This is a genomic window from Orenia sp., assembly GCF_055140805.1.
In genome coordinates this window covers 1-7,338 of record NZ_JBSQYM010000149.1, presented here as the reverse complement: position 1 = coordinate 7,338, position 7,338 = coordinate 1, and the positions used below count along the sequence as shown (strand labels likewise).

Annotated in this window: 7 protein-coding genes; 6 read left to right on the top strand and 1 reads right to left on the bottom strand. The window is 31.2% G+C overall.

Annotated elements, in window-relative coordinates:
• Positions 1-463 precede the first annotated feature (463 nt).
• From ACTCDL_RS12830 to ACTCDL_RS12805, 6 genes are all read left to right on the top strand, one after another.
• Positions 464-811 carry a single-stranded DNA-binding protein gene (locus ACTCDL_RS12830; protein ID WP_463177329.1) on the top strand — a complete coding sequence of 116 codons (348 nt, stop codon included), beginning with the start codon at positions 464-466 and terminating at the stop codon, positions 809-811.
• Positions 812-1,137: 326 nt separating this feature from the next.
• Positions 1,138-1,935: a hypothetical protein gene (locus tag ACTCDL_RS12825; protein WP_463177326.1), complete on the top strand. Its 798-nt coding sequence runs from the start codon at positions 1,138-1,140 to the stop codon at positions 1,933-1,935.
• Positions 1,936-2,361: 426 nt separating this feature from the next.
• Positions 2,362-2,484 carry a hypothetical protein gene (locus ACTCDL_RS12820; protein WP_463177323.1) on the top strand — a complete coding sequence of 41 codons (123 nt, stop codon included), beginning with the start codon at positions 2,362-2,364 and terminating at the stop codon, positions 2,482-2,484.
• A gap of 337 nt (positions 2,485-2,821) precedes the next feature.
• A complete protein-coding gene (locus ACTCDL_RS12815) occupies positions 2,822-3,979 on the top strand; it encodes an iron-containing alcohol dehydrogenase family protein (RefSeq protein WP_463177317.1) in 1,158 nt (385 codons plus the stop codon).
• Positions 3,980-4,003: 24 nt separating this feature from the next.
• Entirely contained in the window at positions 4,004-4,579 is a 576-nt protein-coding gene (locus ACTCDL_RS12810; RefSeq protein ID WP_463177314.1) for a class I SAM-dependent methyltransferase, read from the top strand.
• A 209-nt stretch (positions 4,580-4,788) separates the two neighbouring features.
• A complete protein-coding gene (locus ACTCDL_RS12805; protein WP_463177311.1) occupies positions 4,789-5,037 on the top strand; it encodes a hypothetical protein in 249 nt (82 codons plus the stop codon).
• Positions 5,038-5,071: 34 nt separating this feature from the next.
• Here ACTCDL_RS12805 and ACTCDL_RS12800 read toward each other — a convergent pair whose 3' ends face one another.
• Entirely contained in the window at positions 5,072-6,838 is a 1,767-nt protein-coding gene (locus ACTCDL_RS12800) for a sensor domain-containing protein (RefSeq protein WP_463177307.1), read from the bottom strand.
• Positions 6,839-7,338: the final 500 nt, after the last annotated feature.

Sequence of the window (7,338 nt, the reverse complement as noted above, 5' to 3'; positions counted from 1 at the left end):
TTTTATAATGATAAATTTACTAGCCACAGGTTTCAACCTGTGGTGATGATGACATGTTACACTACGGGTTAAAACCCGTAGCTAAAACTTAAACTGTCGTAATATCCCCATTAAGCTTCATTTTAAAATTCCATACTATAAATGAGCAAAAATAATTACATTAATTTACATCTGCTATGATTAGGCTATTCATTCAGGCTAATATTATTTTAGTTCCCTTTAGGGAAATCTTATGTTTTTAAAATAGCCACAGTGTTTTAACCTGTGGCGTCAAACAAACATTAAATCCTAGATTAACATATCTATATCACCAGTATAGAATGGCTTAAAATTAACAATTTACATTAATTGCTTTGAAATTTGCTCGTTTATAGATTCCATACTTAAAAAATAAAATAACAATGTATAAATATGTAAATTGTGGTTATTATAAGGGTAAATAAAAGAAGAGGAGTGAGTTTGAATGTTGAATCAAGTTAATTTGATCGGTAGATTGGCTTGTAATCCAGAGTTGAAGGTTTTTTCAAGTGGTATCAAAAAAGCAACCCTTGTAGTAGCTGTTGAGAGAGAATATAAGAGCAAAGATGGGGAGCAGAAGGCAGACTTTATTTATGTAGAGGTTTGGCGGAAGTTAGCTGAGCAATGTGCAGATAATTTAGAGAAAGGTAGACTTATAGCAGTTGAAGGAAGGATACAGATAGATAGTTGGGAGGATCGAGATAGTGGTGAAATGCGTTATAAGACTGGGATTGTAGCCAAGAATGTCACGTTTTTAGATAAGAGTAAAGCTAAGAAGCAAGCAACAGCATAAGAGTATTTATCAATAAAAGAGGCTTTGGAGAAATTTCTCCAAAGCCTCTTTTATTGATTTACTATTTGAATATAGATAAACAACTCTAGAATGAAACAATAGAGAGATAATGCGACACTTTGTGTCGAGTGTGAGCTATGAGTGTGAGTGTGTAAAACTTCTTTTTATTGAGGTTTACTCACACTCACACACACACTCACGCTAATTTTAAAAGTGTTACAATATATCCATTAAATTACACTTTAGACTTGGATATCTATATTTATTTAACTTTCTAAAATTAAAGTATGAATTGATTGCTTTAGTTACAGACTATAAACAAGGAGGTGAGAGTTAACAAGAAATCACTGGTTTTAGTTACTGTCTTGCTATTAATGATGTTGTTAGGCAATTTAAAACCAGTATTTGCAGAAGAAAGATTAGAATCTGTATTTGATAAAGATTTGACAGTAAATGAAGATGATGTGTTAGTTTTAAAAGGGGAAGTTGAAGGCGATAAGCAGCAAATCAAAAAAGAGTTGAGTCGGAGAATATTAAAAAGGTTAGATTTAAGTAATTGTTTAGATGATCCTACTCTTAAAACAGATATAAAGTTTGCTAATGTTTGTGGAGATAAGAAGGAAGAATTGATAGTAGCTCTCTCTCTTTCTAAAGATAATGGTTTGTTAGCAATCTTTATTGAATCAAACACTAAATATCAGCTCAAGCTAACTATAAAGGATATGTTGCCTATCGTAGGTCTCAACTTTATTGAACTTCCTAAGCTAGATTATAAAGTTATAGTAGCAGATGAGTATTTAGATGAACGATTTGGTGCTTTTTTTGAAAGTACGAGCAGATCTATCTATCTGATAGATAAAGATTTAGTAGCAAGAAAGCTTTGGGAAAGAGTTGTTTATCTAAAAGTGGCTGAGCCTTTAGAAGAAGGATGGTTAATCAAATTAGAAGAAGCAGATATCTCTTTTAACTCTAAAGGTGAAATTATAGTTAGAGCTAAGAGGCAAGAGCTAAAAGTAGAAGATCTAAAGCAGAGTGAAGGTCAAGAACTTAATTCTTTAGATATTGAAGAGATTTATCATTGGAATCAAGATGAATTATCATTTACAAGAGTAGAATCATCTTAACAGGCAATTTTTTATCTGAAGTTCTATTTACTATATATAGTAGATAGAACTCTTTTATTATTAAGGAAATCATGTTTTTTAGAGGTTGTGGATAACTTGTTTAAAGGGGTTAAAAAAAGTAGCAACGAATTAACGCGAATAGCACGAATTAAAATTTAAAAACTAAATTAGATCTTAAAAATGTTTTGACTTAAATTCGCGTGAATTAGTGAGATTCGTTGCTAAAAATTGTTTTGAATTATTTTTAAGGCTTTGAGTATAAGACTGGGCGTAGCCCAATTTGTTCTTTGATTAATCACATATTTGATATATTAAATAGAAATCATTATTTTACCAGTAAAATAATTTAAATTTAATGTAATAAAATGTATAATTGTACTGCAAGTACTCAAATAAGTCTATAACTTTAATAAGGAGTTGGAGAGTATGTGTGAGAAGTGTGGAGAAGTCTTAGTAATCTTTGCAAGGGATATTAATAACTTAATCAACCATTATAAGTGTCCTTGCTGTGACTATGAAAAAATTAAGGTACTAAGAGCCACCAAATAAGAGTAGCATTTGCTACTCTTATTTATGTAGATAAGAAAAATTTCATTGAGAATTTTTCTCTATGAGTCTTTAAAAGGATAAAGACTCTTCGTGGAATCTAAAATTCAAATATTCCATTATGAAAAATTAAAAGAACCAGAAGCACAAGTAATGAGAGTAGATTTTTACTTGTTATCCGTCACTTGTCACCGATTACTAAACTTTCATAATATATCCATTGAGTTTCATTTTGAATTCACATACCTATACTCTAGATATATTCTAAATTTTAAGATTAGAAATAGTAAATAATGCAATACTATTAATAATATAAAATTTAGAGACTGGAGTGATAAATATGTTTGATTTTGAATATTATGCCCCTACCAAGATAGCCTTTGGTCCTGGCAAATTAGGTGAGTTAGGACAACTGATTAGTGAATATGGAAATAAAGCATTAGTAGTAACAGATTCCACTATAGAGAAGGTAGGTATATTGGCAATGTTAGAGGAGTATTTAGATGAAGCAGAGATAGACTATGATGTCTTTGCTGAAGTAGCAGAAGAACCTGCGGTAGAATTGATAGAACGAGGGAGCAAATTTGCTAAAGATAATTGCAGTGAGTTTATCATTGGTTTGGGTGGAGGCAGTAGCATAGACACTGCTAAAGCAATTGCTGTAGCTAGAAGCCATCCTGCCAAGATAAAAGATTATTTTGTCGATGGAAAGATAGGAGTTGATGGGATTACTTCTGATGTACTTCCCATAGTTGCTATTCCTACAACCTCTGGAACAGGAAGTGAAGTAACTCCAGCTGCAGTTATTAGTGATCAAGAGAATAAGCGAGTATTATTCTCCCCACATATCTTTGCACAAGTAGCAATAGTAGATCCTGAATTAACCTTTACTCTTCCAAAAGAAGTTACAGTCCATACTGCTATAGATGCTTTATGCCAAGCGATGGAGGCTTATCTATCACCAAAGGGGAATATTATGTCGGATCTATTATCTTTAGAGTCTATGGAATTGATTAGAGATTCTATTTATGATACTGTTAGTGATGAAGGTAATCTGCAGGCAAGAACTCAGCTTGCTTTAGGAGCTACCTTAAGCGGGATTGTTATCTCCCAAGCAGGGGTAGGTGCAACACATGCTTTGGCGATGGTCTTAGGTGGACAATATAATATCTCCCATCGATTAGCAGTTGCTCTGGTATTACCTTATGTTGTTGAATATAATTCCCGGGACTTTCAAGAGGCTTATTTAGATATAGCAGAAGCCTTTGGGATTAAGGTTAATGAGTTGACTGAACAAGAGTCTATAACTGCTTTAGTGGAAGATTTAAAAGAGTTAAATCAGAGATTGGGTGTAAAGGCTAAATTGAGAGATTTTGGAGTAGAAGAGGATTTGTTATTAGAGTTGGGACAAGCAGCCTGTGACCATGAAGATATGAGAAATAATCCTAAAGAGCCGACCGCTGAAGATATGAAAGGAATTTTAGAAAAGATATTTTGATTATATAGTAAAGGGGTAGATTCGATGGTGCACAAGTTTAATCCTAAAAATAAGCATAAATTAGATAATCCAGAGAGAAGAAAGGCAATGCCTCCTAAAGAGACACTAGAGAAGTTGATGTTATTAGAAGGTGATAAAGTAGCTGATGTTGGTTGTGGAATAGGTTATTTTACTATTCCAGCCAGTGAGATAGTTGGTACAACTGGAAAGGTTTATGCTATCGATACTTCTTTGGAGATGTTGGCTTGCTTAAGTGAGGAGATCAAAGATAATAGTTTTGAGAATATAGAATTAATTAAAGCAGAGGAATATAGTGCTAAATTAAAGGATAATAGTCTTGATTTTATCTTGATTTCCTATGTAATTCATGAGATAGAGGATAAGGGTAAGTTTTTGGAGAGTTATTTACATAAGCTGAAAAGTGGAGGGAGACTGGCTATTATTGAATGGAAGAAGGTTGAGAGTAAAAGCGGACCACCTTTTAACCATCGCATAGGTTTAGAGGAATTATCTAAGTTATTAACTGACCATAATATCAAACTGCTAAAAGAGATAGAACTAAGTGGGAATCATTATGGGATAATTGCTAAAAAGTTATAAAGACTAGCTAAATAATACTTAAAGAGATTGATTCTTTTGAAAAAGAATTGCTTTCTTTAAGTATTTTATTTATTAAATAAATAAAATAAGGATATACTTAAAGTTAAGAAATAAATCAAATTCATAAGGAGATGTAAAAAATAGTACTATTTAATAATCATTGGAGCTTTAGTGGACTTTTCTCTGCTGATTTTTATCAAAACGGGGAGATGCTAGGTAATGGACAGAAGCAGTACCATGATAGATATCATATCTATGTCAATGATGATTTTGTAGGAAATAAAGTACTCTTAACTGGAAACGATAGTATATCTGATGTAGAGAATTATTTAAGGGGTATTGGTTTTGAAGATTTTATAACTGATTTAGAGGGAGATAATTATTTAATTCATTCTAAGAACTCTCTAGATTCAGCAAAGATGAAAACTATCTTAGGTGGTTATTTAAATATTAGATAATAAGTTGAAAAAGAGCCATAAATTATGGCTCTTTTTATTCTAAAGCTTCTGTTTTAAATTCTATATTCTTCTTTAATAGCTCTTCGAAATCTCTAGCAGGAATAGGTTTACTAAAGAGATAACCTTGAGCTTCGTCACATTTATAATCATTTAGAACTTTAATTTCTTCCCAATTTTCTACACCCTCCGCTACAGTCTTCATCGTTAGTTTATTAGCCATAGCTATAATAGCTGATACAATAGCACTTCGCTTACTATTATTATGAAAGTCACTGATAAAAGAACGATCAATCTTAATGATATCTACAGCAAATTTAGTAAGGTAACTTAAAGATGAATAACCAGTTCCAAAGTCATCTAATAATATCTTAACATCCATCTTTTTAAAGTCTTCTAGAATTGAGCAGGTTAGCTCAATATTTTCCATAGCTAGACTCTCAGTAATTTCTAGACCTAATAGTTTTGGATTTAACCTTGTTTCTGTCAAGGTGTTTTTAACAGTCTCTGTTAAATTAGATTGATGAAATTGCTGAGCAGATAAATTTACTGAGATTTCTATTGCTGGATAACCTTGATCTATCCATGTTTGAGTTTGAAGGCAGGCTTCTTTTAGCACATATTCTCCTAAAGGGACGATTAAACCAGTCTCTTCAGCTAGAGGAATAAATCTTCCAGGAGATATCAGACCTTCTGTAGGATGCTTCCACCTTACTAAAGCTTCTGCTTTTTTTATCTTTCCTGTTTTAATATCTACAATTGGTTGATAGTAGACTCTAAATTCTTTATTTTGGATAGCTTTTCTTAAACTTTGTTCCATAGATAACTTTTTATTAACTTGTAAATTCATATTATTATTATATAATTGAAAGGATGTTCCTGCTTCTTCTTTAGCTTTATACATTGCTGTGTCAGCATTTCTAAGTAGTGTCTCTTCCTGAAGACTATCATCAGGGTAGAAGGAAATCCCTATACTAGCAGTCAGTATAAATTTATTATCTTTAACAATAAACGGCTTATCAAATATCTTAGTTAATCGTTGGGTGATCTCTGGAATATCATGTTTATGATTCTGAATTTGTGGTAAGATTCCAATGAAGTCATCACCACCCATTCTAGCAATCATTTCTCGGTTATTTAAAGCGTTCTTTAAGCGATTACTTAATTCCAATAATATTAAATCTCCTGTTTGATGACCATGAATATCATTAATTAATTTAAACCTATCGATATCTAAGAAGAATACTGCAAGTTTTTCATTGTTATGCTTGGCAATTTCAATTTCAATTTGTAACTGTTTGCTAAAGCCTGCTCTATTTGCTAATCCAGTCAATGAATCATGGAGGGATTGATATTTGAGGGCTTCTTCAGTCTGCTTATGTTTAGTAATATCTATTCCTATAGCTAGGATTCCTTCAACCTCTTTGTTAAAGTTTACAATCTGTGAGATACTCCAAGAGATGAGTTTCTGTTTACTATCTTTGCAGAGTAGAGCTAATTCTCTATTACGAATCTTTTCTTCTTTAAAAAGGGGATTGAATACCTCTTTAGCTTCCTCTATTAGGTTTTGAGGGATAAGTACTTCGTAAATATTCTTATTTGAAACTTCCTCAGCTTTAAAACCAGTCTCTCTTTCGGCATATTGATTAAAGTTGATAACCTTTCCTTTAGAATCTAAGATGAAGATTAGAGCATTGGCTGTATTAATTATATTTTCTTTAAATTCGGTCTCTTTATGGAGTTTATTTTTAACACTATTTATTCTAATATTATTTATTACTAAGAATAATATTAAAATTATCAAGACAATGATAAAAATAATTAAATTTTTATATTCATTCAAAAAATAAAGAGGGGGATTATTATGGGAGTTTAGAACAAGAATAGTCTCTTTTTCAATTAATCTATTTTTGATGGAGAGCTTATAACTGTATATAAGCGATATTGATAGAATTAATATAATTATAGTTATAATAAATAGTTTTCTTTTAAAGGACGTCATTATAGGCTCCCTTCTTGGTATCATTAAAAAATAGAAATCTCTAATATTATATTTGATAGATTGTGATATTTATTTTAATTAAATCTTTTTAATCTCTAAATTTATGATGAAAAATTAAGGTTCAACAACGAACTTTGTGGTTAAAGATAATCTTAGTTACAACAAAAACATAGAAATTGAAGTTTGAAATCTATTTAAAAATTAAGATTAGTGGTAACGAATTAACGCGAATCGTACGAATTAGGGATTAAAAAATTTAAAATCAAAGATTGAAAAGCTTTTGATCTAAATTCGCGTTCATT

Excerpts from the sequence above, each read along its gene's own strand:
- ACTCDL_RS12805 (WP_463177311.1), top strand. The coding sequence starts at position 4,789 with ATGCTAGGTAATGGACAGAAGCAGTACCATGATAGATATCATATCTAT.
- ACTCDL_RS12830 (WP_463177329.1), top strand. The coding sequence starts at position 464 with ATGTTGAATCAAGTTAATTTGATCGGTAGATTGGCTTGTAATCCAGAG.
- ACTCDL_RS12815 (WP_463177317.1), top strand. The coding sequence starts at position 2,822 with ATGTTTGATTTTGAATATTATGCCCCTACCAAGATAGCCTTTGGTCCT.
- ACTCDL_RS12810 (WP_463177314.1), top strand. The coding sequence starts at position 4,004 with ATGGTGCACAAGTTTAATCCTAAAAATAAGCATAAATTAGATAATCCA.
- ACTCDL_RS12820 (WP_463177323.1), top strand. The coding sequence starts at position 2,362 with ATGTGTGAGAAGTGTGGAGAAGTCTTAGTAATCTTTGCAAGGGATATT.